Source organism: Rubritepida flocculans DSM 14296 (assembly GCF_000425365.1).
In the GTDB taxonomy this organism is placed as follows: Bacteria; Pseudomonadota; Alphaproteobacteria; order Acetobacterales; family Acetobacteraceae; genus Roseococcus; species Roseococcus flocculans.
This window is the reverse complement of the sequence record NZ_AUDH01000005.1, coordinates 18,528-42,114: the sequence shown is the minus strand read 5'-3', so window position 1 is coordinate 42,114 and position 23,587 is coordinate 18,528. Positions and strand designations below refer to the sequence as shown.

The 23,587-nt window shown below is 73.9% G+C and carries 21 protein-coding genes; 13 read left to right on the top strand and 8 right to left on the bottom strand.

The window, feature by feature from the left end:
- Positions 1 to 36 precede the first annotated feature (36 nt).
- From H596_RS0106785 to H596_RS0106770, 4 genes are all read left to right on the top strand, one after another.
- Positions 37 to 741, top strand: coding sequence for an ABC transporter ATP-binding protein (locus H596_RS0106785; protein ID WP_027284242.1), 705 nt, complete (start codon positions 37 to 39; stop codon positions 739 to 741).
- A gap of 3 nt (positions 742 to 744) precedes the next feature.
- Entirely contained in the window at positions 745 to 1,629 is an 885-nt protein-coding gene (locus H596_RS0106780; RefSeq protein WP_027284241.1) for a branched-chain amino acid ABC transporter permease, read from the top strand.
- On the top strand, positions 1,629 to 2,564 hold the full coding sequence (locus H596_RS0106775) for a branched-chain amino acid ABC transporter permease (protein ID WP_027284240.1): 936 nt from the start codon (positions 1,629 to 1,631) through the stop codon (positions 2,562 to 2,564). Before H596_RS0106780 ends, H596_RS0106775 begins: the two co-directional genes overlap by 1 nt.
- A gap of 104 nt (positions 2,565 to 2,668) precedes the next feature.
- Positions 2,669 to 3,853 (top strand): glycosyltransferase family 2 protein, encoded by a 1,185-nt coding sequence (locus H596_RS0106770; protein WP_027284239.1) that lies wholly within the window; start codon positions 2,669 to 2,671, stop codon positions 3,851 to 3,853.
- Positions 3,854 to 3,880: 27 nt separating this feature from the next.
- On the opposite strand, the gene H596_RS20475 is transcribed toward H596_RS0106770, so the two are convergent.
- The 8 genes from H596_RS20475 to H596_RS0106730 form a co-directional block, all read right to left on the bottom strand.
- Complete coding sequence (locus H596_RS20475) at positions 3,881 to 5,245, bottom strand: sensor histidine kinase (protein WP_037300373.1); 1,365 nt, start codon at positions 5,243 to 5,245, stop codon at positions 3,881 to 3,883.
- Positions 5,242 to 5,904 (bottom strand): response regulator transcription factor, encoded by a 663-nt coding sequence (locus H596_RS0106760; protein ID WP_027284238.1) that lies wholly within the window; start codon positions 5,902 to 5,904, stop codon positions 5,242 to 5,244. Before H596_RS0106760 ends, H596_RS20475 begins: the two co-directional genes overlap by 4 nt.
- A 52-nt stretch (positions 5,905 to 5,956) precedes the next feature.
- Positions 5,957 to 6,337 (bottom strand): PepSY domain-containing protein, encoded by a 381-nt coding sequence (locus H596_RS20470; protein ID WP_051212520.1) that lies wholly within the window; start codon positions 6,335 to 6,337, stop codon positions 5,957 to 5,959.
- Between the two features lie 128 nt (positions 6,338 to 6,465).
- Complete coding sequence (locus H596_RS20465) at positions 6,466 to 6,963, bottom strand: hypothetical protein (RefSeq protein ID WP_156910058.1); 498 nt, start codon at positions 6,961 to 6,963, stop codon at positions 6,466 to 6,468.
- A gap of 151 nt (positions 6,964 to 7,114) precedes the next feature.
- Positions 7,115 to 8,005: a UPF0280 family protein gene (locus tag H596_RS0106745; protein ID WP_245583964.1), complete on the bottom strand. Its 891-nt coding sequence runs from the start codon at positions 8,003 to 8,005 to the stop codon at positions 7,115 to 7,117.
- On the bottom strand, positions 8,002 to 9,489 hold the full coding sequence (locus H596_RS0106740; RefSeq protein ID WP_027284236.1) for a 6-hydroxynicotinate reductase: 1,488 nt from the start codon (positions 9,487 to 9,489) through the stop codon (positions 8,002 to 8,004). The genes H596_RS0106745 and H596_RS0106740 overlap by 4 nt, the downstream gene beginning before the upstream one ends.
- The gene (locus H596_RS0106735; RefSeq protein ID WP_027284235.1) at positions 9,479 to 12,103 is read right to left on the bottom strand and encodes a molybdopterin-dependent oxidoreductase; all 2,625 of its coding nucleotides are present in this window, start codon (positions 12,101 to 12,103) and stop codon (positions 9,479 to 9,481) included. The genes H596_RS0106740 and H596_RS0106735 overlap by 11 nt, the downstream gene beginning before the upstream one ends.
- Entirely contained in the window at positions 12,100 to 12,852 is a 753-nt protein-coding gene (locus H596_RS0106730) for an FAD binding domain-containing protein (protein ID WP_027284234.1), read from the bottom strand. Before H596_RS0106730 ends, H596_RS0106735 begins: the two co-directional genes overlap by 4 nt.
- A 96-nt stretch (positions 12,853 to 12,948) precedes the next feature.
- Here H596_RS0106730 and H596_RS0106725 point away from each other — a divergent pair, with 96 nt between their 5' ends.
- The 9 genes from H596_RS0106725 (at position 12,949) to H596_RS0106685 (ending at position 23,587) form a co-directional block, all read left to right on the top strand.
- Positions 12,949 to 14,109, top strand: coding sequence for an amidohydrolase family protein (locus H596_RS0106725; protein WP_027284233.1), 1,161 nt, complete (start codon positions 12,949 to 12,951; stop codon positions 14,107 to 14,109).
- Positions 14,106 to 14,684 carry an amino acid synthesis family protein gene (locus H596_RS0106720; protein ID WP_027284232.1) on the top strand — a complete coding sequence of 193 codons (579 nt, stop codon included), beginning with the start codon at positions 14,106 to 14,108 and terminating at the stop codon, positions 14,682 to 14,684. Before H596_RS0106725 ends, H596_RS0106720 begins: the two co-directional genes overlap by 4 nt.
- Before the next feature lie 39 nt (positions 14,685 to 14,723).
- Positions 14,724 to 16,076: an FAD binding domain-containing protein gene (locus H596_RS0106715; RefSeq protein WP_027284231.1), complete on the top strand. Its 1,353-nt coding sequence runs from the start codon at positions 14,724 to 14,726 to the stop codon at positions 16,074 to 16,076.
- Positions 16,076 to 18,364, top strand: coding sequence for a xanthine dehydrogenase molybdopterin binding subunit (gene xdhB, locus H596_RS0106710; protein WP_027284230.1), 2,289 nt, complete (start codon positions 16,076 to 16,078; stop codon positions 18,362 to 18,364). The genes H596_RS0106715 and xdhB overlap by 1 nt, the downstream gene beginning before the upstream one ends.
- Before the next feature lie 122 nt (positions 18,365 to 18,486).
- Positions 18,487 to 19,272: an ABC transporter ATP-binding protein gene (locus H596_RS0106705; protein ID WP_027284229.1), complete on the top strand. Its 786-nt coding sequence runs from the start codon at positions 18,487 to 18,489 to the stop codon at positions 19,270 to 19,272.
- Positions 19,265 to 20,011, top strand: coding sequence for an ABC transporter ATP-binding protein (locus tag H596_RS0106700; RefSeq protein ID WP_027284228.1), 747 nt, complete (start codon positions 19,265 to 19,267; stop codon positions 20,009 to 20,011). Before H596_RS0106705 ends, H596_RS0106700 begins: the two co-directional genes overlap by 8 nt.
- A 59-nt stretch (positions 20,012 to 20,070) precedes the next feature.
- Positions 20,071 to 21,312, top strand: coding sequence for an ABC transporter substrate-binding protein (locus H596_RS0106695; protein ID WP_027284227.1), 1,242 nt, complete (start codon positions 20,071 to 20,073; stop codon positions 21,310 to 21,312).
- A 37-nt stretch (positions 21,313 to 21,349) separates the two neighbouring features.
- Positions 21,350 to 22,597 carry an ABC transporter substrate-binding protein gene (locus tag H596_RS0106690; protein WP_027284226.1) on the top strand — a complete coding sequence of 416 codons (1,248 nt, stop codon included), beginning with the start codon at positions 21,350 to 21,352 and terminating at the stop codon, positions 22,595 to 22,597.
- A 105-nt stretch (positions 22,598 to 22,702) separates the two neighbouring features.
- Entirely contained in the window at positions 22,703 to 23,587 is an 885-nt protein-coding gene (locus H596_RS0106685) for a branched-chain amino acid ABC transporter permease (RefSeq protein WP_027284225.1), read from the top strand.

The following is a 23,587-nucleotide window of genomic DNA, read 5'->3' as shown; positions in this document are numbered from 1 at the left end:
CGGATGGTCACCGCCCCGCGCCGCGGCGGGGGCGCGATGAGCCTGCTCGAGGTGCGGGAGGTGGTGGGCGGCTATGGCGAGGCCGACATCCTCCAGGGCGTCTCCTTCCAGGTGGCGCCGGCCGAGATCCTCGTCATCATCGGCCCCAACGGGGCGGGGAAATCCACCGCGATGAAGGCGGTGGCCGGGCTCGTTCGCGTGCGCCAGGGCGCGATCCGCTTCGACGGCGCGGAGATCACGAACCGCCCGGCGGAGGAGATGGTGGGCCGCGGCCTCGCCTATGTGCCGCAGGAGCGCAACGTCTTCCCCTCGCTGACGGTGGAGGAGAACCTCCGCATGGGCGCCTATGTGCGCCCCGAGGCCAGCGCGGAGGGGCTGGAGCGCGCCTACGCGACCTTCCCCGACCTCAAGACCAGGCGTCGCGCGCTGGCGGGCAGCCTCTCGGGCGGGCAGCGGCAGATGCTGGCGGTGGGGAGGGCGCTGATGCTCGCCCCCAAGCTCATCATGCTGGACGAGCCGACGGCGGGCCTCTCGCCCAAGTTCTGCGCGCTGATCTTCGAGCGCGTGCAGGCCATCGCCGCGGCCGGCATCGCCGTGCTGATGGTGGAGCAGAACGCACGCCCTGCGCTCGCCATCGCCGACCGCGGCCTCGTCCTCGCCCAGGGCCGCAACCGCTTCGAGGACAGGGGGCCCGCCGTGGCCGCCAACCCGGAGATCGGCCGCATGTTCCTGGGCGCCTGAGCGATGATCGAGTTCGTCACCTTCTACCTGATCCCGGGCCTGGTGCTCGGCAGCATCTACGCGCTGGCCGCCGCAGGCGTCTCGCTCGTCTATGGCGTGATGCGCTTCGCCCATTTCGCGCATGGGGATCTGATGACCTGGGGCGCCTATGCGGCGCTGGTGGCGGTGGGGGTGCTCGGCGTCTCGCCCTGGCTCGCCATTCCCGTCGCGGTGCTGGCCACCATCCCCGTGGCGCTGGCGGCCGACCGCGCCTTCTACGCGCCGCTGCGCCGCTCCGCCCCGGCGGTGCTGCTCATCTCCTCCTTCGGCGTGGCGCTGATGATCCGCGCCCTCGTCTACCTGATCTGGGGCCCGACGCCGGAGAGCTACGCGCGCGGCTTCACGCCGCCGCTCTTCCTGGGCGAGATCCGCATCCAGCAGCGGCACCTGTTCATCCTGGGCGGGGCGCTGGCGGCGGCGCTGGCGGTGCATCTGCTGCTCTCCCACAGCCGGGCGGGCCGGGCCATGCGCGCCATGGCCGATGACCCCGACCTCGCGCGCGTCACCGGCGTGCCGGTGGCCGGCGTGATCCGCCTCACCTGGGCCGTCTCGGCCGGGCTGGCCGCCATCGCGGGCGTGTTCCTCGCCATCGACACGGAGCTCACGCCGCTGCTCGGCTTCAACGTGCTGCTCGCGGCCTTCGCCGCGGCCATACTGGGCGGGATCGGCCGGCCCTGGGGGGCGGCGCTGGGCGGGCTGATCCTGGGCCTCGCGGAGGAGCTTTCCTCCTACCCCTGGATCGGCACCGCGCCGCTGCTCGACCCCTCCTACAAGACCGCCGTGGCCTTCGCGGTGCTGATCCTCGTGCTGATCTTCCGCCCGCAGGGGCTGTTCAAGGGGATGGGCTGATGGAAGCCGCCCTTCTCTACCTCGCCACCATGCTGACCCTGGCGGGCGTCTATGCCTGCCTCGCGCTCGGGCTGAACCTGCAATGGGGGCTGACGGGGCTGATGAATTTCGGCGGCCTCGGCTTCCTGGCGGTGGGCGCCTACACGGCCGCGCTGCTGACGGCGCCCGAGAGCGCGCAGCAGAGCGCGGCCCATGGGGGCGGCTTCGGCTGGCCCTGGTGGGTGGCCTGGCCCCTGGCCGCGCTGGCCGGCGCGCTGCTCGCCCTGCCCGTCGGCGCGGCGGCGCTGCGGCTGCGGGCGGACTACCTCGCCATCGCCACCATCGGCATCGGCGAGATCCTGCGCTTGGTCGTGCGCAACGAGGACTGGCTGACGGGCGGGCCGCTCGGCGTGCCGGGCATTCCGCGCCCGCTCGAATCCCTGGGCGAGCCCGCGGGGCAGTTCGCCTTCCTCGCCCTGGTGCTGCTGGTGGCGGCGGGGCTCTACGCCATGGCCGAGGCGACGGCGAGGAGCCCCTTCGGCCGCACGCTGCGCGCCATCCGCGAGGACGAGGAGGCGGCGAAGGCGGTGGGCAAGAACCCGGGCGCCTTCCGCCTCGCTGCCTTCGTGCTGGGGGCGGGCTGCATGGGGCTCGCGGGGGCGATGCTCGCGGGCTTCTTCAAGTTCATGGGGCCCGATGCGCTCGACCCCGTCACCGCCACCTTCCTCGTCTGGGTCATGCTGATCGCGGGGGGTTCGGGAAACAACCGCGGCGCCATCCTGGGCGCGGTCGCGGTCTGGGCGATCTGGGCGGCGAGCGACTTCCTCGCCGCCCAGCTTCCCGGCGAGGCGGCGACGCGCGCGGCCTATGTGCGGCTCTTCCTCATCGGCCTCGCGCTGCAGCTCATCCTCCTCCACCGCCCGCAGGGGCTGCTGGGCGAGCGGCCGGGGCGCTGATGCGGCCGGAGCAAGGACGCCCCTGGCGGAGGTGCCGGCCGCGGCCATGACCCTCGACATCGGCGCGGCGCTGGCCCAGTGAGGGCGCGAACGATCCGGACGCCATGACCACCCCCTCCCCCGCGCCCGCCGAAGGCGAGCTCGAACTCACCATCCTCATGCCCTGCCTCAACGAGGCGGAGACCCTCGCGCTCTGCATCCGCGACGCGCAGGCCTTCCTCGCGCGCAGCGGCGTCAGAGGCGAGGTGCTGGTGGCCGACAACGGCAGCACCGACGGCAGCCAGGCCATCGCCGAATCCCTCGGCGCGCGCGTCGTGCCGGTGGCCGAGCGCGGCTACGGCGCGGCGCTGCGCGGGGGCATCGCCGCCGCGCGCGGGCGCTTCGTCATCATGGGCGACAGCGACCACAGCTACGATTTCGCGAATCTCGACGCCTTCGTGGAGGCGCTGCGCGGCGGGGCGGAGCTCGTGATGGGCAACCGCTTCCGCGGCGGCATCGAGAAGGGGGCGATGCCCTTCCTGCACCGCTGGCTCGGCAACCCCGTGCTCTCCTTCCTCGGCCGGCTCTTCTTCCGCGTGCCGACGGGGGATTTCCACTGCGGCATCCGCGGATTCTCGCGCGAGCGCATCCTCGCGCTCAATCTCGTCACGCCGGGGATGGAGTTCGCCTCGGAGATGGTGGTGCGCGCCGCGCTGGCGGGCTATCGCATCGCCGAGGTGCCCACACGGCTGCGCCCGGACGGGCGGTCCCGCCCGCCGCATCTGCGCACCTGGCGCGACGGCTGGCGGCATCTGCGCTTCCTGCTGTTCTATTCGCCCCGCTGGCTGTTCCTCTATCCGGGGCTTGCGCTGCTCGGGCTCGGGGCCGGCTTGGTGCTGCTGCTGGCGGGCGGGCCCGTCGTGCTCGGTCCCGTGCGGCTCGACCTGCACAGCCTGATGGCGGGATGCCTCTTCCTGCTCGCGGGGATGCAGGCGGTGGCCTTCGCGCTGATCTCGCGGCTCGTCGGCATGCGGCGCGGCTATCTGCCGCCGATGCGCGAGTCCTGGTGGCGGCGCCTGCCCATGCTGGAGAGCGGCCTGATCCTGGCCGCGCTGCTGCTGCTCGCGGGCGTGGCCGGCATGGCCGCCACCTTCGGCGGCTGGGCGGGGGCGGGCTTCGGCGACATCGAGGACCCCGTCTCGCCGCGGCTCTTCCTCGTCTGGAGCACGGTGGCGGTGGCGGGGCTGCAGCTCGGCTTCACCGCCTTCCTCGCGAGCATCCTGGAGGCGGGGCAGGAAGGGCGGGGCTGAAGGCGATGATGCGGGCGGCGGCCCGCTTCACCCCCGGCTGGGGGGCAGTTCGAGCCGCGCGCGCAGCCCGCCCAGCGACGGGCTCGCGCCCAGGCTGAGCCGCCCGCCGTAGAGCTGCGCCAGATCGTTCACGATGGCGAGGCCGAGGCCCGAGCCCGCCTTGGATTCGTCGAGCCGCACGCCGCGGGCCAGCGCCGCCGCATCCTCGCCCGGCGACAGGCCCGGCCCGTCGTCCTCGATCTCGATGGCCACGGGCAGGCCGCGCGGCGCGCTGACCGTGACCCGCACGCGGCGGGCGGCGAATTTGGTCGCGTTCTCGATCAGGTTGCCCAGCATCTCTGTCAGGTCCTGGGCGTCGGCGCGCACGCGCGCCGCGCGCTCGCCGCGCACCTCGATCGCGAGGCCGCGCTGCGCGGTGAGGCGCGAGAGCGCGGTGGCCACCGCCTGCGCCACCTCATGGGGCGCGCTCTCGCCCGCCGCGCTGCCGGCCAGCGCCCCGGCCCGGGCGCGGCGCAGATGGTGCTGCACCAGCCGGTCGAGCGTCATCGCCTGGGCGCGCGCGGCCTCGGCGTCGCCGCTGTCGAGCGCGTTGCGCAGCACGGCGATGGGCGTCTTGAGCGCATGGGCGAGGTTGCCGACATGGTGGCGCGCGCGCTCCACCGTGGCGCGGTTCTGCTCGATCAGCGCCTCGATCTCCTCGACCAGCGGCGCGATCTCGGAGGGCGCGGTCACGTCCATGTGCTGGCGCCGGCCCTCGCGCACCTCCACCAGCTCCTCCTGGGTGCGGCGCAGCGGCCTCAGCCCCCAGACCACCAGCCCGACCACGACGACGACGAGCCCCGCGCCCAGCATGGCGAAGGCGAGCACCACGCCGCGGCGCAGGCTCAGGATCTCCTCGTCGATGGCGGCGCGCGGCACGGCGAGCTGCACGGAAATAGGCACCCGCCCGCCCGGCGCCTCGATGGTCACCTCGCGCTCCAGCACGCGCAGCGCCTCGCCGCGCGGGCCCCAGAGGTCGCGCGCCACCAGCCGCCCCTCCCCCGGCCGGGGCGGCGGCAGGCGCGAATCCCACAGCGAGCGCGAGGTGAGCACCGTGCCCCCGGGCCCGGTGAGCTGCCAGTAGAAGCCCGAAAGCGGCCTCTCGAACTCCGGATCCGCGAGCGGGCGGGTCAGCAGCGGGCCGAGGGCGCGGTCGAAGGCCACGGCGGCGACCAGCGCATCGAGCTGGCGCTCGATGCGCGCATCGGCCGCGGCCTCGATCTGGCGCGCGTCGGTGCGGATCACGAACCAGCCGATGAGCCCGAGCCCCATGGCCACCCAGAAGGCGGCCGAGGCCGCAAGCCGCCAGGTCAGCGAACCGCTGCGCGGCAGGCGCGGCGGCGCGGCGTTCATCGCGGCGGCAGCAGCCGGTATCCCTGGCCGCGGATGGTCTCGATCAGCCCCTCGCCCAGCTTGCGCCGCAGCCGCGCGACGATGACCTCGAGCGTGTTCGAATCGCGGTCGAAATCCTGCGCGTAGAGATGCTCGGTCAGCTCGGTCTTGGAGACGGGGCGGCCCGCATGCAGGGCCAGATACTGGAACAGCCCGTATTCCAGCGCGGTGAGGCGCACGGGCTGCCCCTCGCGCGTGACCATGCGGGTCGCGGTGTCGAGCGCGACGGGGCCGAAGCGCAGCACCGGCGAGGCCACGCCGCTCGCGCGGCGGATCAGCGCGTTGAGCCGCGCCACCAGCTCGCCCATGGCGAAGGGCTTGGCGAGGTAGTCGTCGGCGCCGGCGTTCAGCCCCTCCACCTTCTCGCTCCAGGCGTCGCGCGCGGTGAGGATCAGCACGGGCATGCTCCGCCCCCCCGCCCGCCAGCGCCGCAGCACGGACAGGCCGTCGAGCCGGGGCAGGCCGAGATCGAGCACCACCGCGTCATAGGGCTCGGTCTCGCCCAGATGCGCGCCCTCCTCGCCGTCGGCGGCGACATCCACGACGAATCCGGCCTCGCTCAGCCCCTGGCGGAGCTGCGCGCTCAGTTGCGCGTGATCCTCGACGACGAGCAGGCGCATGGCCTCAGCTTGCACCCGCGGCGGGGGGGTGGTCCATGGCGGCGGCGGGGTCTCAGCGCAGGGCCGGGCCCGGGCGGGGGGCGGCGGTCTCGCCCGGCGCGCGCTCCTGCACCGGCCCGCGCGAGCGCAGAAGCTGGCCGGTGGCCGCATCCAGCTCGACGATGAAGACGCGCCCGTTGGGCGGCAGGATCTTGAGCTCGTAGAGCCACTGGGCGTCGTCGCGCTCCAGCTCGGCCTCGATGACGCGGCCGCGGAAGCGGCGCTCCACCTCGGCCAACAGGTCGGAGAGGGGGCGGATCTGCCCCGCCTCCAGCGCGGCGCGCGCGCGCTCATGGTCGCGCCTTTCGCTGGCGCGCGCCCGCCCCGACCCCGGCAGGGCGAGCGGCGCGAGGGCGAAGGCGGGGGCGAGAACCGCAAGCAGGCGTCGGCGCATGCGGGCTTGCTGCGCCCCGGGCGCTGAACGCGGGCTGAACCGCGGCGGCGGGCCCTGGCTCATCGCCGCGAGGCCGAGGCCGCGGGCGAGAGAGGCGGCATCATTCGGCAGGGAGTCATGCGCCCCTGTCAGGCCCCTTTTCCGCCCGGGGGCGCGCCGCGCCCGCGGCCGGGAGGGTCGCTCGGGTCGGTGTCGGTGGGGCCGGAGGGGGGGCGGGGTGCGCCGCCCCTTCCCTGGCCCGGCGGATCGGTGGGGTCCGCGTCGCTGACGCCCTGGCCGGGCGGGCGGGCGCCACGGCCGCGCCCCGGAGGGTCGCCGGGGTCGGCGTCGCTCATGCCCGGGGCGCCGCCGCCCCGGCCCTGGCCCGGCGGGTCGTTGGGGTCGCTGTCGGTCAGGCCGCTGCGCGGAGGCTGCGGGCCGGTACCGCGACCGCGCCCGGGAGGGTCGCCGGGGTCGGCGTCGCTCACGCCGAAGGGGGGCGCGGGCCCGCCCTGCGGCGGTGCGGGCGGGCTGCGCCCGGCCTTGGTGCCCTGCGCCCAGGCCGGGGCGGCCAGGGCCGCGCCGCCCGCGCTCGCGGCGCGCAGCACGAAAAGCCGCCGCCTCAGCCGATCATCGCGCTCCGCCATGCTCATCCCCGCCTGACCTGACCCAGCATAGCACGGCCGGGGCGCATGCCAGCGGCCGCTGGCATGACTTTGTTAAAGGCGCAGCGCGACCCGCCGCCCCGGGTGGCGCCCAGGCTGCGCGCGAGAAGGACCGCATGGGACGCCGCCCGGCTCAGCCGAGCCTCTCCTCGCGCCCGAAATTCACCAGCGCGCCCGAGGCGCCCAGAACCCGCACCTGCCCCTGCAGGCGCAGGCAGGCGCCCAGCACCAGCCCGCGCGCCAGCAGCCCCTCGGCGAAGGCCTCGCCGCGATCGAGGGCGAGGTGCACGATCTCGGGCGGCAGCGCGCCCACATCCACCGTCACCGGCAGGTCGCGCAGGTCGCTGTCCGGGTCGAGGCTCTGCGCCGGCGCGCGGCGGATCAGCGGGTGCTCGGCGTCCACCGCGTTGGCGATCAGGCTCGCGGCGGCGTCCGCCTCGGGCGCGCGGGTGGCGAGCACCGTCACCGCATCGGCGATCCCGCGCGAGAAGCTGCGCCCGCGCCAGCCCGAGGTGGCGATGCCCCGCACCGCATCGCCGCCGCGGATCACCGCCAGCCCATCGGGCGCCCCCGCCTCGGGCCGCTCCACGAGGCCCACGCGCAGCGTCGCCTGCCCCGAGAGGTGCAGGGCGATGTCGCCGCCATTGTTCACATAGGCCATGGTGAGCCCCGGGACGGCGGTGAGCCCGAGCAGCACATGCTCGGCCACCGCCCCCGCCACGGCGACCATGGGCGTGACGAAATGCGCGCGATAGGGCCAGGCGGCCTCCACCATGCGCCGCGCCACGGGGTGGCGCACGGCGGGCGGGCGGCCCATGAGCGGCTGGCGCAGCAGCGCGACCTCCTCGGCCAGGGCGGGCAGCACGCCCTCCAGCGCGCGCGCCGCCGCCTCGCGCGCCTCCAGCACCGCCGCCCGCGCGCCCTCCAAGCCGATCACGAGGCGGATCGGCCCGTCCTCCAGCAGCAGCCGCCCATCGGGCAGAAGCTGCCGCTGCGGCGGCGGCCAGGCGGCGGCGTCCATCATCTCGGGGCCTCGGGCCAGGGATTGGCGGCAGGCCAGGGCGCGCTCTCGCTCTCCGCCGCGTGCCGCGCGAGCAGTTCCGCAAGCGGCAGCGCGTGCTCCACATGCCCGCCGAGCGCGGCGTAGAGATCGGCGCGCATGGTGAACTCGATGGGCGCGACCAGGGCGGGCGTGGGCACATGCCCGAAGGCGTTGTCGGGGATGCGCAGCACATCCGCCATGATGGTGATGCCGCCCCCGGGCCAGAGATAGCAGGGCGCGCCGCCCATGGTGACGCGCACCTCGCCCTGCTGCACGCGGCGGGTGAGCAGGATGGGGTTCTCCGTCACCCCCGCGCGCAGCGACCCGCCCGCCCCGGCCATGAAGAGGATGGAGGTCATCGCCGGCTCGCAGTTCTCGCCGATGCGCGCGACGGTGCGCGCCACCGCCTCGGGCATGGGGCGCGGGACGGGGCGCAGCGCCTCGTCGAGTTCGAACCACAGCGCGTCCTCGCCCGTCGTGCTGGTCATCAGCACGCGCATGCCGGGCCAGGCCTGCTTGGGGTCGAAGCCCTCGATGACCGAGAGCGGATCGGTGATGTCCGTCCCGCCCCAGCCCGCGCCGGGATGCGCCACCTGGAAATAGCGCCCGGGGGTGGAGCGCCGGCCGCGCACGCGCAGCCCGGAGGGGCGCATCCCGAGGCATTTCCCCGCCTGGTGCTCGGTCAGCACGCCGGTGATGTGGTCGTCCAGCACCACCACCTCGTCCACATGGCCGTGCCATTGCTGGGCGAAGATGCCGATGGCCGCGCTGCCGCAGCCCACGCGCATGCGGCTCTCGCGCACGCCGTTGACGATGGGCGCGGCGCCGGCCTGCAGCACAAGGCGCGCGCCGCCCTCGATCTCGACCTCGATCGCCTCCTTCCGGCAGAGGGCGAGCAGCGCGGCGCAGGTCACCTGCCCCTCGCGCTTCGAGCCGCCCGTGAGGTGGCGCACGCCGCCGAGCGAGAGCATCTGCGAGCCGTATTCGGCGGTGGTGACATGGCCGATCTGCTCGCCCTCATGGCGCACCGGCGCGGCCTCGGGGCCGAGATGGCGGTCGGTGTCGATCTTCGCCTTGAGGCCGCAGTAGCTGAAGATGCCCTCGGTGACGACCGTCACCGTGTCCACCCCCTCATGGCGGGCGCTGACGATGAAGGGCGCGGGCTTGTAGTCCGGATAGGTGGTGCCCGCGCCGATGGCGGTGACGAAGACCTGCTCGCGCGGGGCAAGCTCGCCCGCCCATTCCTCCGCGCCCTCGAGGAAGGGCACCACGGGCTCCGCGGCCTCCACCGTGCGGGTGAGCAGCACCAGCGGATCGGTCCGCACCAGCCGCCCGCCCTCATTGGCGTAGCGGTGGCAGGCGCCGGCGCGGCCGGGCCTGATGCGGCAGAGCACCGGGCAGGCGTCGCAGCGCACGATGCCCTCCGTCCCCTCGCGCGCGCCGAATTGCTCCGTCCTATCGGCCATGGCCAAGCGCCTCCAGCACACGGTGCGGCAGGGCGGGCAGATGCGCGATCTGCGCGCCCGTCGCGTCGCGGATGGCGGAGAGGATGGCCGGCGCGGTGGCGACCAGCGCGGGCTCGCCCACCCCCTTCGCGCCATAGGGCCCGAGCGGTTCGGGCGATTCGATCAGGATGCACTCGATGGGCGGCACATCGCCGAAGGAGGGGATCAGGTAGTCGTGCAGGTTCTCGGTGCGGCCGGGGATGTATTCCTCCATCAGCGCGAGCCCGATGCCCTGGGCGATCCCGCCATGGATCTGCCCCTCCACCAGCGTGGGGTTGATCGCGCGCCCCACGTCATGCGCGGCGACGAAGCGCTCGAGCCGCACCGTGCCAAGCCGCACATCCACCGCCAGCGCGCAGAGCTGCGCCGCGAAGCCGTAGGTGGCGTAGGGCGTGCCCTGGCCCTCCGCGTCGAGCGGCACGGTGGGCGGGTCGAAACGGCCATGGCCCTCGAGCCCCGGCCCGGCATAGGGCTCGCCGTTCACCGTCACCCGCGCCCCGTCCCAGCCCAGCGCGCCGTTGAGCTTCGCGCGCAGGTCCAGGGCCGCGGCCAGCGCCGCGCGGCCCGAGACGAAGGTCTGGCGCGAGGCGCTGGTCTTGCCCGCATCGGGGGTGAGCGCCGTGTCGCCATGGATCTGGGCGATGGCCACGACCGGCAGGCCGAGCGCCTCCGCCACGATCTGGGCGAGCACGGTGGCGCTGCCCTGGCCGATGTCCACCGCCCCGTTGCGGAAGGAGAGCCGGCCATCCGCGCCCAGGATCAGCCGCATCTCCGAGGGGTTGGACATGCCGGTGTTGCCGATGCCGTACCACATGCCCGCCACCCCCACGCCATGGCGCCAGGGCCCGCCGGCCGCGTTGCGGCGCGCGGCCTCCGCGCGCAGCGCCGCCCAGCGCGGGCGCAGCGCCTCGAGACACTCGCGCTGGCCCACGGAATGGGCGAGGCGCTGGCCCGTCGCCGTCACGTCGCCCGGCGTCAGCGCGTTGAGGATGCGGAACTCCAGCCGGTCCATGCCGCAGGCGTCGGCCAGGCGGTCGTAGAGCGCCTCCTGCGCCACCGCCGCCTGGGGCACGCCGAAGCCGCGGAAGGCGCCCGAGGGCGGCTGGTGCGTGAACACCGCCCGCGCCCGCGCCCGCACATGCGGCACGCGATAGGGCCCGGTGGCGTGCACCGGCACGCGCCCCGCCACCGTCGGCCCCCAGGAGGCATAGGCGCCCGTGTCGTAGAGCCCCTCGAAGTCGAGCGCGAGCAGGCGGCCCTCCGCGTCGCAGGCGGCGCGCGCCGCGATGCGCGCGGGGTGGCGCTTGGTGCTGGCGGCCATGCTCTCGGGCCGCGACCAGACGGCGCGCACGGGATGGTCGAGGACCCAGGCGGCGACGGCGAGCATGGGCTGCATCCCCGCATCGAGCTTGCCGCCGAAGCCGCCGCCGCAATGGCTCGGGATGATGCGCACGGCCTCGAGCGGCAGGCCGAGCACGCCCGCCACCTCCTCGCGGTCCATCGCCGGGGCCTGGGTGGCGCACCAGATCTCGATGCGCTCGCCGATTCGCCGCGCGAAGCCCGCTTCGGGCTCGATGTAGGCGTGCTCGACGAAGCTCGTGCGGAAGGCGCCCTCCGCGACATGTGCGGCGGCGGCGAAGGCGGCCTCCGGATCGCCGCGGCGCACCAGCCCCTCGGCCAGCACATTGTCCGGGAAGGCCGCGTGCAGCGGCGGGCCGCCGAGCGCGGCCTCGGGGTCGTGACGGGCGGGCAGCGGCGTCCAGGCCACGGGCAGTTCCGCGCGCTCGACGGCCTCGCGCGCGCCCACCAGCGCGGCCACCGCGTCGCCGCGATAAAGGGCCTCGCCTTCGGCGAAGACGGGCTGGTCCTTGATGTGCGGATAGATGCCGTAGCCGTTGCGCCCCGGCACGTCGCGCGCCGTCAGCACCGCGCGGATGCCGGGATGGGCGGCCAGGAAGGCCGGGATGTCGGGCAGGACGAAGCGCGCATGGGCGTGCGGCGAGCGCACGGCCTTGAGCCAGAGCGCATCGGCCGGGGCGAGATCGGCCCCGAACCGGGCACTTCCGTCGAGCTTGGCCGCGCCGTCGAGCCGCGGCAGCCGCGCCCCCACCGCCCCCGGCTCGGCCGCCGGCCCCGCGCCGCGCACCGCCTCGATGATGCGCCGATAGCCGGTGCAGCGGCAGAGCACGCCGCCCAGCGCCGCCTCCACCTCCGCCTCCGAGGGCGCGGGGTTGGCGCGCAGCAGCTCGGTCGCGGCCACCAGCATGCCGGGCGTGCAGATGCCGCATTGTGCCGCGCCCGCGGCGTGGAAGCGCGCGATCAGCGCCCGCCCCTCGGGGGTGGCGGCCAGGCCCTCCACCGTCTCCACCCGCGCCCCCTCGCATTGGCCGAGCGGGGTGAGGCAGGCGCAGGCCTGGGCGCCGTCGATCAGCACGGTGCAGGCGCCGCAATCCCCGGCGTCGCAGCCGATCTTGGTGCCCGTCAGCCCCAGCGTCTCGCGCAGCGCGGCGGAAAGCCGCGTCCCGCCCGGCAGATCGAGCGCGCGCGGCGCGCCGTTCACGGTCAGGCGGATCATGCGGCGAGCCTCGCGCGCGCCCGCGCCACCAGCTCCTCGGCCGCGGCGCGGCGATAGGCGGCGCTCGCGCGCACATCGTCGATGGGCGCGAGCCCCTCCTCCCACAGCCGCGCCACCTCCGAGCAGGCCCCCACCGCCACCCGCCCGTTCGCGCTGGCCGCGACCATGGCGATGGAGATGACGAGATGCGCCCGCGCGCCGAGCTTGAGGAACACCGAGGGCGCCTCCGCCGCCGCCACGGGAACGAGGATGGCCGTCACGATCTCATCCGCCGCGCGGGCCGTGCGCCGCGCGCCCGGCAGGAACTCCCGCAGCGGCAGGACGCGCAGGCCCCGGGGCGAGGCGAGCTCCACCGCCGCGTCGAGGATCAGCAGCGGCGGCACGCCATCGGCCGCGGGCGAGGCGTTGCAGAGATTGCCCCCGATGGTGCCGCGCGCCTGGATCTGCCGCCCGCCCACCTGCGCCGCCGCCTCGGCCAGGGCGCGGAAGCCCGGGGCGGGCGGCGCGTCGCGCAGCACCGCCCAGGGGGTGAGGGCGCCGATGCGCCACGTCCCGCCCGTGCGCGTCACCCCGCGCAGCGCGGCGATGCCCGTGAGGTCGAGCAGCGCCGGCGCGGGGGCCGCCCCCCAGGCGGCCGCCTGGGTCAGCGCCGGATAGACATCGGTGCCGCCGGCCAGGAGGCGCGGCGCCTGCTCCACGAGAATCCGCAGCGCCGCCTCCAGCGTCGCGGGCCGCCAATAGTTCCCCAACCTCGTCCGCTCCATTTCGTTTCGTCGGAGCATGCGGCCCCTTGGCGCGCCGCTCAATCGGAAACTACGCTCCCCGCGGCCCTTGGGGAGGCTTGCATGACACGGACATTGCTGCGCGGGCTCGGACTCGTCTTCTCGGGCGACATCGCCGCCCCGCGCCTCGAGGCGGACGCGATCCTGATCGAGCAGGGCCGCATCGCCGCCATCGGCCGCGCCGCGGAGATGGACGCCGAGGGCGCGGAGGTGATCGAGGCGCAGGGCTGCGCCGTCATGCCCGGGCTGATCGACAACCACGTGCACCCCGCCTTCGGCGACTGGACGCCGCGGCAGAACCAGCTCGGCTGGATCGAGGGCATGGTGCATGGCGGCACCACCACGCTGATCAGCGCGGGCGAGGTGCATCTGCCCGGCCGGCCGAAGGATCCCGTGGGGGTGAAGGCGCTCGCCATCGCCGCGCAGCGCGCCTTCTCGGCCTTCCGGCCCATGGGCGCGCGGGTGCTGGCCGGCGCGCCGGTGCCCGAGCGCGGCCTCACCGAGGCCGACTACGCCGAGATGGCCGCGGCCGGGGTGCGCTTCGTGGGCGAGTTCGGCCTCGGCACCGTCAAGGACGAGGCGGAGGTGGCGCAGGTGATGGGCTGGGTGCGCGCCGCCGGGCTCAACGCCATGATCCACTGCGGCGGGCCCTCCATCGCCGGCTCGAACCTCATGGCCGCGCCGGTGGTCATCGCCGCGGACGCCGACATCGTGGCGCACATCAATGGCGGGCCCACCTCGCTGCCGCGCGCGGAGCTGACGAAGGTCATCGAGGGCACCTCCCGCGCCATCGAGGTGGTGCACAACGGCAACCCGCGCAACGCGCTGCATGCGCTGGGCGTGCTGCGCGAGATGGGGCGGCTCGACCGGCTGGTGATCGGCACGGACAGCCCCGCGGGCTCGGGCGTGCAGCCGCTCGGCGTGCTGCGGACCATCTCCCTCCTGTGCTCGGTCGGCGGGCTCGATCCGGGCCTCGCCATCGCGGCGGCGGGCGGCAACACCGCGCGCTGGCGCGGGATCGAGGCGGGGGTGATCGCGCCCGGGCGGGCGGCCGATCTCGTGCTGCTGGACGCGCCCATCGGCGGCGCGGGGCGCGACGCGGCCGAGGCCTTCATGGAGGGCGAGCTGCCCGGCATCGGCATGGTGATCGTGGACGGGAAGATCGTCTGCGGCCGCAGCCGCAACACGCCCCCCGCCGCGCGCATCCCGGAGCTGCGGGCATGAGCCCGCGCGCCTGGGCCGTGCTGGTCCACGAGACCGCGCGCGAGGCGGGGCGCGCGATCGCGCCCCCCATCCGCCGCGCCGTCGCCGCCTGCGTGATCGAGAACCCCTTCGCCGGGCGCTATGTCGAGGATCTCACCCCCCTCATCGAGGCCGGGGCGGAGCTGGGTGCCGCACTCGCCGCGCGCGCCATCGCCGCGCTCGGCATCGAGGGCGCAAGGGTGCACAGCTTCGGCAAGGCGGCCATCGTGGGCGAGGCGGGCGAGCTCGAGCACGCCGCGGCCCTGCTGCACCCCAAGATGGGCGCGCCGGTGCGCGCCGCGCTGGGCAAGGGGCCGGCGCTGATCCCCTCCGCCAAGAAGCGCGGCGGGCCGGGTGCGGCCATCGACATCCCGCTCGGCCACAAGGACGCCGCCTATGTGCGGAGCCATTTCGACGCCATCGAGTTCCGCCTGCCGGATGCGCCCGCGCGCGACGAAATCCTGCTCTGCCTCGCGCTGACCGATGGCGGGCGGCCGCTGCCGCGCATCGGCGGCTTGACGGTCGAGGGCATCATCGGCGAGGACGGGCTCAGATGACATCGCCGTAAGCTGCGGCGGAAGGGCCGGGTGCGGAACATGCAGCAGCAGATCGAGTTCGTGCTGAACGGAACCCCGCGCCGCCTGCCGCCCGGCACGCCGCCGACCATGACGCTGCTCGACTGGCTGCGCGCCCAGGGGCTGACCGGCACGAAGGAGGGCTGCGCCGAGGGCGATTGCGGCGCCTGCACCGTGGTGCTGGAGGAGGCGGAGGGCGCCCGCACCCCCATCAACGCCTGCCTCTGCGCGCTGGGCCAGCTTCATGGCCGCGCGCTGCGCAGCATCGAGGGGCTGGGGCCCCAGCACCCGCTGCCGCGCATCCTCGCCGAGAGCGACGGCACGCAATGCGGCTTCTGCACCCCGGGCATCGTGATGAGCGCCTGGGCGCACACGCGCGAGGGCGGCGATCCGCACGAGGCGCTGGCGGGCAATCTCTGCCGCTGCACGGGCTATCGCCCCATCCTCGACGCGCTGGCGCGCATGGAGGATGACGGCGCGCCGCCCCCTGCCCTGCCGCCGCGCGCCTCGGCCCGTTTCGGCGGCTTCCACCTGCCCGCCACGCTGGCCGAGGCGCTGGCGCTGCGCGCCGCCCATCCGGCGGCCTGGCTGCTGATGGGCGGCACCGATCTCGGCCTGCGCCTCTCGGAGCATCGCGAGCGGCCCGAGGAGGTGATCTGCCTGCTGAACGTGGCCGAGATGCAGGGGATCGGCGCCGGCCCCTCGGGCTGGCGGATCGGCGCGGCCGCGCCCTATCGCGCGCTGCTCTCGCTCTGCCGGGCCGAGCCCGCGCTTGCGCCGCTCGCGCCCTTCTTCGCGCGGCTCGGCTCGCGGCAGATCCGCGGCCTCGGCACGGTGGCGGGCAATCTCGGCACCGCCTCGCCCATCGGCGATTCCCTGCCCGTGCTGATCGCCCTCGGCGCGGAGGTGGAGCTCGCGCGCCCCGGCGGCACGCGCCGCCTGCCCGTCGAGGCCTTCCTCACCGGCTATCGCCGCACCGCGCTGGCCGAGGACGAGCTGATCCTCGCCGTGCATCTGCCGCGCCCGCCGGCAGGGGCCTTCCTCGCGGCCGAGAAGCTCTCGCGCCGGCATGACCAGGACATCAGCGCCGTCTCGCTCGCCGCCTGCATCGAGATGGAGGGCGGGGTGGTGCGCGCCGCCCGCCTCGCCTTCGGCGGCATGGATGCGCGCGCCCGCCGCTGCCTTCCGGCCGAGGCCGCGCTGGTCGGCCGGCCGCTCGACGACGCGGCGCTGCGCGCGGCGGGCAAGGCGCTCGACTTCGCGCCGATGAGCGACTGGCGCGGCAGCGCCGCCTACCGGCTGGAGGCGGCGCGCGGGCTGCTGCGGCGGCTTGCGCTGCGCCATGCCGGGCTCGCCGCCGAGGTCTTCGCGTGATGGACGGCGCGCCCCCTCCGCTGCGCCGCGCCGGCCAGGCCATGCGGCACGACAGCGCGCTGCGCCACGCGACTGGCGCGGCGCGCTTCCTCGACGATCTGCCCGAACCCGCGGGCACTTTGCATGCCGCACTCGCCCTCTCGCCCGTCGCGCATGGGCGGATCGAGGGGCTCGACCTCGCCGCCGCCCTCGCCATGCCCGGGGTGGTGCGGATCGTCACGCCCGCCGACATCCCGGGCGAGAACGACATCGCCCCCATCGCGACCGGCGAGCCGCTGCTGGCCGAGGGGCTGGTGGAGCATCACGGCCAGCCGCTCGCCATCGTCGTGGCCGAGACGCGCGATGCGGCGCTGCGCGCGGCCGCCGCCATCGCCCCCGCCATCGCGCCGCTGCCGCCCGTGCTCTCCATCGAGGAGGGGCTGGCGCGGCAGGCCTGGATCATCCCGCCGCAGACCATCCGCGAGGGCGACGCGGCGGCCGGGCTCGCGCGCGCCCCGCACCGGCTCTCGGGCGAGTTCCGCGCCGGCGGGCAGGAGCATTTCTACCTCGAGGGGCAGATCGCCCTCGCCATCCCGGGCGAGGAGGGGGAGATGCTCGTCCACTCCTCCACCCAGCACCCGAGCGAGGTGCAGCACATCGTCGCGCGCGTGCTGGGCGTGGCCTATCAGCGCGTCACCGTCACCTGCCGGCGCATGGGCGGCGGCTTCGGCGGCAAGGAGAGCAATGCGAGCTGGGTGGCGGCGGCGGCGGCGGTGGCGGCGCGGCTGACGGGCCGGCCGGTGAAGCTGCGCCTGCCGCGGCGGGCCGACATGGCGGCCACCGGCAAGCGCCATCCCTTCCTCTACCGCTGGGAGGCGGGCTTCGACGCCGAGGGCCGGCTGCTGGCGCTGCGCGCGCTGCTCGCCGCCGATGGCGGGCACAGCGTGGACATGTCGGGGGGCGTGGTGTTCCGCGCCCTCACCCATGCGCTCAACTGCTACGCCGCGCCGGAGCTCGAGATCACCGCCTGCGCGGTGAAGACCAACCACGTCAGCAACACCGCCTTCCGCGGCTTCGGCGGCCCGCAGGGCGCGCTGCTGATGGAGGATGTGCTGCACGCCATGGCCCGGCATCTCGGCCGCGACGTGGAGGCGCTGCGCGCAATCAACCTCGCCGATCGCACCCCCTATGGCCAGGCGCTGGAGCCCGAACTCGCCCGGCGCGTGATGGCCGAGGCGAAGCGCGATGCGGGCTGGGAGGCGAAGCGGGCGGAGATCGCCGCCTTCAACGCCGCCCACCCCACGCTGCGGCGGGGGCTCGGCCATTTCGTCTGCGCCTTCGGCATCAGCTTCGGCATCGTGCATCTGAACCAGGCCGGCGCGCTGGTGCATGTCTACACCGACGGCTCCATCCGCCTCGCCCATGGCGGCACGGAGATGGGCCAGGGCCTGTTCATCAAGGTGGCCCAGGTGGTGGCGGAGGTGTTCTCCGTGCCCGTCGAGCAGGTGGGCATCACCGCGACCTCCACCGCCGAGGTGCCCAACACCAGCGCCACCGCCGCCTCCACGGGCAGCGACCTCAACGGCTGGGCGGCGCATGCGGCGGCGAGCGCCATCAAGGCCCGCATGACGGAGGTGGCGGCGCGCCGCTTCGGCTGCGCGCCCGAGGAGGTGGTGTTCGAGGACGGCGCGATCTTCCCCGCCCGGCCCGGGGCGAATGAGCGCCTCTCCTTCGCCGAACTCGCCAGGCTCTGCTGGCGGGAGCGCGTGAGCCTCTCCGCCACCGGCTTCTACAAGACGCCCGACATCCACTGGGACGCGGCGGCGATGCGCGGCGCGCCCTTCTTCTACTTCACCTACGGCGCGGCGGTGGCGGAGGTGCTGCTCGACACGCTGACGGGCGAGCACCGCTGCCTTTCGGCGCACATCGTGCAGGATTGCGGGCGCAGCCTGAACCCGGCCATCGACCTCGGCCAGATCGAGGGCGCCTTCGTGCAGGGGATGGGCTGGCTCACCACCGAGGAGCTGTGGTGGGACGAAGCCGGCCGGCAGCGCACCCTCGGCCCCTCCACCTACAAGATCCCGGGCTCGCGCGACGTGCCGCCGGTGCTGAAGGTGCGGCTGCTGGAGGGGGCGCCGGCGCGGGCGAACACCATCTTCCGCTCCAAGGCGGTGGGCGAGCCGCCGCTGCTGCTCGCCACCGCGGTGGTGAACGCGCTGCGCGACGCCACGGGGCTCGCCCGGCTCGACCTGCCGGCCACGCCCGAACGGATTCTGCTCGAAATGAAGGCAGCGCAGGGCGGCGCGTGAAGGCGCTTGCCAGCGCCACAACGCCCCGCCATACAAGCGAGAACAGGCGCCGCATGAGCGCCGGAACAGGGTGGCCCGCCGCATCGGCCGATGCGGCGGAACGGACAAGGGGGCGGCGACGGGTGAGCGACATCATCCTTCAGACGGAGGATCTGACGAAGGAGTTCCGCGGCTTCGTCGCGGTCCAGGGCGTCAACCTCAGCGTCCGGCGGCACAGCATCCACGCGCTGATCGGCCCCAACGGGGCGGGCAAGACCACCTGCTTCAACCTGCTCACCAAGTTCCTCATTCCCACGCGCGGGCGCATCACCTATGACGGGCGCGACATCACCAGCATGAAGCCCGCCGAGGTCGCGCGGCTCGGCCTCATCCGCTCATTCCAGATCTCGGCGGTGTTCCCGCACCTGACGGTGCTCGAGAACGTGCGCGTGGCGCTGCAGCGCGAACGCGGCGCGAGCTTCGATTTCTGGCGCTCGGAGACGGTGCTCGACCGCTACAACCGCCGCGCCGAGGAACTGCTCGAGGATGTGGGGCTGACCGACTACGCGACGCTGCAGGCCGGCCAGCTTCCCTACGGCCGCAAGCGCGCGCTCGAGATCGCGACCACGCTGGCGATGGACCCCCAGATGATGCTGCTGGACGAGCCCACCGCCGGCATGACGCATGAGGACGTGGACCGCATCGTGGCGCTGATCAGGCGCGTCTCGAAGGGCCGCACCGTGCTGCTGGTGGAGCACAACCTCAAGGTCGTCGAGGGCCTGTGCGACGTGATCACGGTGCTGACGCGCGGCCAGGTGCTGGCCGAGGGGGACTACGCGAGCGTGAGCCGCAACCCCGAGGTGCAGGCGGCCTATCTCGGGACCGACCCCGCCTCCGTCGGCGTTCCGGAGGGCGCCTCCCATGGCTGACCAGCTCGCCGAACTCCCGCTCGCCGCGACCGACGGCACGGCGCCCCTGCTGCGCGTGAAGGGGCTCGAGGCCTGGTACGGCGAGAGCCATGTGCTGCACGGGGTGGACATCGAGATCCGCGAGGGCGAGGTGGTCACGCTGCTCGGCCGCAACGGCGCGGGCAAGACCTCCACGCTGCGCGCGATCATGGGGCTGGTGGGCCGGCGCTCGGGCTCCGTCCACTACGCGGGGCGGGAGCTGATCGGCGCGCGGCCGGACGAGATCGCGCGCGCGGGCATCGCCTATTGCCCGGAGGAGCGGGGCATCTTCGCCTCGCTCACCGTCTACGAGAACCTGATGCTGCCGCCCGAGGTGCGGCCCGGCGGGCTTCCCGTGGACGAGATCTACAAGATGTTCCCCAACCTCAAGGAGCGCACGCGCAGCCCGGGCACCAAGCTCTCGGGCGGCGAGCAGCAGATGCTCGCCATCGGGCGCATCCTGCGCACGGGGGCGAAGCTGCTGCTGCTGGACGAGCCCTCGGAGGGGCTCGCGCCCGTCATCGTGCAGCAGATCGGCCGCACCATCCGCGAGCTCAAGCAGCGCGGCTTCACCGTGCTGCTGGTGGAGCAGAACTTCCGCTTCGCCCAGACGGTGGCCGACCGCCACTACGTCATGGAGCACGGCCGCGTGGTGGATGCGGTGCGCAACGAGGAGATGGCCGGCGCGATGGAGCGGCTGCACGAATACCTCGGCGTGTGACCGCCGCCCCGCCGCGGGAAACGAACACAGAACAAGAGAGAGACAGGGAGACGACCAAGATGAGCCAGATCCACCGCCGCGGGCTTCTGGGCGCCGCCGCCGCCGCGCCGCTGCTCGGCGCGCTGCCGCACCGCCCGGCGCGCGCCCAGGCCGCCAACACCATCCGCATCGGGCTGCTGAGCGATTTCTCCGGCCCCTTCCGCGACCTGAACGGGCCCAACTCCATCGCCGCCACGCGGCTCGCCATCCAGGAGTTCGGCAACCGCGGCTTCAACGTCGAGATGGTGCAGGCCGACCACCAGAACCGGCCCGACGTGGGCGTGAACATCGCCCGGCAGTGGTTCGACCGCGACAATGTGGACATGGTGCTGAACCTCGCCGCCTCCTCGGTGGCGCTGGCGGTTTCGGAACTCGCGCGCGAGCGCAACAAGGTGGCCATCGCCACCTCCACCGCCACCTCCGACCTGACCGGGCGCGCCTGCAACGCGAACACCATCCACTGGGTGTACGACACCTACATGCTGGCGAAGGTGAGCGGCCTCGCCACCGTCCGCGCGGGCGGGCAGAACTGGTTCTTCATCACCGCCGACTACGCCTTCGGCCATGCGCTGGAGCGCGACACCGCGAACTTCGTCCGCCAGGCGGGCGGGCGGGTGCTGGGCCAGGTGCGCCACCCCTTCCCTGGCACCACCGACTTCTCGAGCTTCATCGTCCAGGCCCAGGCCAGCCGCGCGCAGGTGATCGGCCTCGCCAACGCGGGCGCGGACACGATCAACTCCATCAAGCAGATCGGCGAGTTCGGCGTGACGCGCCGCGGCATCCGCGTCGCCTCGCTGCTGCTGTTCATCACCGACGTGCATGCGCTCGGCCTGCAGACGGCGCAGGGCCTCGTCTGCGCCAACACCTTCTACTGGGATCTGAACGACCGCACGCGGCGCGTGGCCCAGCGGGTGCTGCAGCTCTCCGGCGCCGACATGCCGGTGGCGATGAGCCATGCGGGCGACTATTCGGCCACGCTGCACTACCTCAAGACCGTGGCCGACATGGGCGTGGCCGCGGCCAAGGCCAGCGGGCGCGACGTGGTGGCGCGCATGAAGCGCATGCCCACGAGCGACGACGCCTTCGGCGAGGGCACGATCCGCGAGGACGGGCGCAAGATGCACCCCGCCTATCTGTGCGAGGTGAAGAGCCCCGCCGAAAGCCGCGGCCGCTTCGACTACTACAAGGTGCTGCAGACGGTGACGCCCGAGGAGGCCTTCCGGCCGCTCTCCGAGGGCGCCTGCCCCATGGTCCGCACCTGAGGCTTCCCACGCAACGAGAAGAACCGAGGAGAGCAAGATGAGCCACGAGACCACCCGCCGCGCCGTTCTGGGCGCGGCCGCCACCGCCCCGGTCTGGGGCGCCCTGCCCTACCGCTCCGCCAAGGCGCAGGCGGCGAACACCATCCGCATCGGCGTGATGAACGACCAGTCGGGCCTGTATCGGGACATCTCCGGCCCCGGCTCCACCCAGGCCGTGCGCCTCGCGGTGCAGGAGAGCGGCATCACCCAGCGTGGCGTGAACGTCGAGGTGGTGCAGGCCGACCACCAGAACCGCCCCGATGTCGGCTCCACCGTCGTGCGCCAGTGGATCGACCGCGACGGCATCGACGTGATCGTGGACGTGCCCACCTCCTCGGTGGCGCTCGCCGTCAACACCATCGTGCGCGAGCGCAACAAGGTCTTCCTCGCCTCCGGCCCCGCCACCTCGGACCTGACGGGCGCGCAGTGCTCGCCCAACACCGTGCACTGGACCTACGACACCTGGATGCTGGCGCGCGGCACCGGCGGCGCCATGGTGGCCGCCGGCGGGCAGACCTGGTTCTTCATCACCGCCGACTACGCCTTCGGCCATGCGCTGGAGCGCGACACCTCCGAGTTCGTGCGCCAGGCGGGCGGGCGCATCCTGGGCTCCGTGCGCACGCCCTTCCCGGGGACGACCGATTTCTCCTCCTTCCTCGTGCAGGCGCAGGCGAGCCGGGCACAGGTGGTGGGCCTCGCCAATGCCGGCGGCGACACCATCAACTCCATCAAGCAGGCGGCCGAGTTCGGGCTGACGCGGCGCGGCGTGCGCCTTGCGGGGCTGCTCGTCTTCATCACCGACGTGCACAGCCTCGGCCTGCAGACGGCGCAGGGCCTGGTGCTGACCGAGACCTTCTACTGGGATCTGAACGACCGCACCCGCGCCTTCACCCAGCGGCTCGGGCCGGTGCCGGGCAATCTGCGCCCCTCCATGGTGCAGGCGGGCTGCTACTCGGCGGTGCTGCACTACCTCAAGGCGGTGGGCGAGATGGGCGTGGCGGCGGCCAAGGCCTCGGGCGTGGACGCGGTGAACCGCATGAAGGCCATGCCCACCAGCGACGACGCCTTCGGCGAGGGAACCATCCGCCCCGACGGGCGCAAGATCCATCCCGCCTATCTGTTCCAGGTGAAGGCGCCGAACGAGAGCCGCTACGCCTGGGACTACTACACCCTGCTGCAGACGGTGCCGGCCGACCAGGCCTTCCGCCCGCTCGCGGCCGGCGGCTGCGCCCTGGTGCGGAGCTGATCCCCCGAGGGCCCTCGCGGCCCTCGCCCGTCGCGATGCGCCGCGCCCGCGCTGCGGCGCGTCGCGGCGCCGCCCGGCCAGAGATCGAAGGAACGACGCACGCCGATGGATGAGATCTTCGGAATCCCCGCGCCGCTGCTCTTCGGGCAGTTGCTGCTCGGGCTGATCAACGGGGCCTTCTACGCCCTGCTCTCGCTCGGGCTCGCCGTCATCTTCGGCATGCTCAACGTCATCAACTTCACGCATGGCGCGCAGTTCATGATGGGCGCCTTCGTGGCCTGGATGCTGCTGAACTGGGCGGGCCTGGGCTACTGGTGGGCGCTGCTGCTCGCCCCCGTCCTCGTGGGGCTGACCGGCGTGCTGATCGAACGGACCATGATCAGCCGATTGTACAAGCTCGACCACCTCTACGGGCTGCTGCTCACCTTCGGCGTGGGCCTGGTCATCGAGGGCGTGTTCCGCAACGAGTTCGGCAGCTCCGGCATGCCCTACCGCATCCCGGCGGAGCTGCAGGGAAGCTGGGATCTCGGCTTCATGTTCATGCCGATCTACCGTGGCTGGGTGGTGGTGGTGGCGATCGTCATGTGCCTCGCCACCTGGCTGGTGATCGAGAAGACCAAGATCGGCTCCTACCTGCGCGCGGCCACCGAGAACCCGGCGCTGGTGCAGGCCTTCGGCATCAACGTGCCGCGCATGATGACGCTGACCTACGGCGCGGGCGTGGCGCTGGCCGCCTTCGCGGGCGTGCTGGCCGCGCCGATTTATTCGGTGAACCCGCAGATGGGGGCGAACCTGATCATCATCGTCTTCGCCGTCGTGGTGATCGGCGGCATGGGCTCCATCCTCGGCTCCGTGGTGACGGGCTTCGCCCTCGGCGTCATCGAGGGGCTGACCAAGGTGTTCTGGCCGGAGGCCTCCTCCACCGTGATCTTCGTCGTCATGGCCATCGTGCTGCTCACGCGGCCGGCCGGCCTGTTCGGGAGGGCCTGA